Source organism: Streptomyces sp. NPDC026377 (assembly GCF_055567715.1).
This window is the reverse complement of record NZ_JBVHPV010000047.1, coordinates 1-1784: the sequence shown is the minus strand read 5'-3', so window position 1 is coordinate 1784 and position 1784 is coordinate 1. Positions and strand designations below refer to the sequence as shown.

2 protein-coding genes are annotated in these 1784 nt (G+C 71.7%); both read left to right on the top strand.

Annotation, left to right across the window (positions count from 1 at the left end):
* The first annotated feature begins 681 nt into the window (after positions 1-681).
* Positions 682-1341: a response regulator transcription factor gene (locus tag ACZ4MU_RS35195; RefSeq protein WP_467883700.1), complete on the top strand. Its 660-nt coding sequence runs from the start codon at positions 682-684 to the stop codon at positions 1339-1341.
* 250 nt (positions 1342-1591) lie between these two features.
* Positions 1592-1784 (top strand): hypothetical protein (locus ACZ4MU_RS35190; RefSeq protein ID WP_467883698.1); only part of this gene is annotated, 193 nt, incomplete at its 3' end.

Below are 1784 nucleotides of genomic sequence, written 5' to 3'. Positions count from 1 at the left end.
GGCGGGGGGGGGGGGGGGGGGGGCGGGGGGGGGGGGGGGGGGGGGGGGGGGGGGGGGGGGGCCCCCCCCCCCCCCCCCCATCCCAACCCCCGGGGGGGGGGGGGGGGGGGGCCCCCCGGGGGGCTGCGCCCCCGGACCCCGGTGGCGGAGGCTTTGCCCCCTGCACCCCTGGCGGGGCTGCGCCCCCGCGTCCCGCTGTGTGTCAGTCCGCGGGTCCGGTGGGGGCTGGTCGCGCAGTTCCCCGCGCCCCTTGAGGGCTTCGCCCCTGGGTCCTCGTCCGTCTGCGGGCCGGTGGGGCTTGGTCGCGCAGTTCCGCGCGCCCCTGAGGGGGGCCGCCGCAGCCCGGGAATCCCGCTCGGGCCGAGTCCCCCAGGGGCGCGGGGAACTGCGCGGCCAGCCCACCACCGACCCGCGGACCAACCCCGAGCCGGACCAGGGGCGCCGGGAACTGCGCGAGCAACCCCCCACCATCCCGCGGACGCACCCCGAGCCGGATCAGGGGCGCGGGGAACTGCGCAATCAGCCACAGACAAATCCCCGCACGGACCCCGCCTCCGAACCCCCGCCCCCGGATTCCCCCCAGGCCGATCCAGATGCTGGGATGCTGGAGGTGCGCGCCGCCGTTCGGGGGGCGTGGTCGAGCACTAGCTAGCCGGGGGGCTGCAGATCGTGGAGGACAGAGTGCGGGTCGTCATCGCCGAGGATTCAGTGCTGCTTCGGGAGGGACTGACCCGCCTGCTGACCGACCGGGGGCACGACGTCGTCGCCGGGGTCGGCGACGGAGACGCGCTGGTCAAGACAGTCGGCGAGCTCGCCGAGCAGAACGCGCTGCCGGACGTGGTCGTCGCGGACGTACGGATGCCGCCGACCCACACCGACGAGGGTGTCCGCGCCGCGGTGCTGCTGCGCAAGCTCTACCCCGACATCGGGGTACTCGTGCTGTCGCAGTACGTGGAGGAGCAGTACGCCACCGAACTGCTGGCCGGTTCCAGCCGCGGCGTCGGTTACCTGCTCAAGGACCGTGTCGCCGAGGTCAGGGAGTTCGTGGACGCCGTCGTAAGGGTCGCCCGGGGCGGTACCGCCCTGGACCCCGAAGTGGTGGCCCAGCTGCTCGGCCGCAGCCGCAAGCAGGACGTCCTTGCCGGGCTCACGCCGCGCGAGCGCGAGGTCCTCGGCCTGATGGCCGAGGGGCGTACGAACAACGCGATCGCGAAGCAGCTGGTCGTCAGCGACGGCGCCGTCGAGAAGCACGTGAGCAATATCTTCCTGAAGCTGGGTCTCTCCCCAAGTGACGGCGACCACCGCCGGGTACTCGCGGTGCTGACCTATCTCAATTCCTGAACACCTGACACCCTGTCAGTTCTAGGGGCAGGGTGGCGGGCCTACAACTGAAGACCGAGCGAGGGGCGCCTTGCCAGACGGACCTGGGGGGTGACTGAAATATGACAAACCTGGGCATTGGACCATCTCATAAGGGCGTCCAGGATGCGTCGCATCCAGGGAAGGCGACCCTTACCGACGTAGGGTGGACTTTGGAGCGACCGGTTCTCCGGGCGCGCCCGAGCAGCCCGTCCCAGGGAGGTCCAGTTCAGTGACCAGCCAGGTCAGTACGTCAGCCGAGCAGGCAGACGGGGCCGAAGAGGCCGTCGTCGGCGAGCAGCGCAAACCCGGGGTCCGGAAAGAGGTCAGGCGCCTGGATCGGGTGGTCATTCGTTTTGCGGGTGATTCGGGTGATGGGATGCAGCTCACGGGTGACCGGTTCACGTCGGAGACTGCTTCGTTCG